The 263-nt window shown below is 44.1% G+C and carries 1 protein-coding gene; it reads left to right on the top strand.

What is annotated here, in order from left to right:
* On the top strand, positions 1-191 hold a 191-nt coding region (locus RYX56_RS23105; RefSeq protein WP_317124223.1), incomplete at its 5' end, for a response regulator transcription factor.
* Between the last annotated feature and the right edge of the window lie 72 nt (positions 192-263).

Below are 263 nucleotides of genomic sequence, written 5' to 3'. Positions count from 1 at the left end.
CCTTAACAGATCGGGAAAAAGAGGTACTTGAATTGATTGCTGACGGAAAAAACACCAAGGAGATTGCTGAAGAACTGAGAATTAAGACAGGGACAGTACGGAATTACATCTCGGTCATCCTCGACAAACTTCAAGTAAAAAACCGCATCGAAGCGATAACTCATTTCAAGGAAAAGGGCTGGTTTAGGTAGTAAGAAAAGCGCAAGCGCCCTGGTCAGCCTCAGGCATAGCATAAGACGCTTCTGAATAGAAGGCGTTCTTTG

Source organism: Alkalihalophilus lindianensis, assembly GCF_032843265.1.
Classification (GTDB): Bacteria; Bacillota; Bacilli; order Bacillales; family Bacillaceae_D; genus Alkalihalophilus; species Alkalihalophilus lindianensis.
The sequence above is the reverse complement of the archived record's forward strand: the minus strand, read 5'-3'. Positions and strand labels throughout refer to the sequence as shown.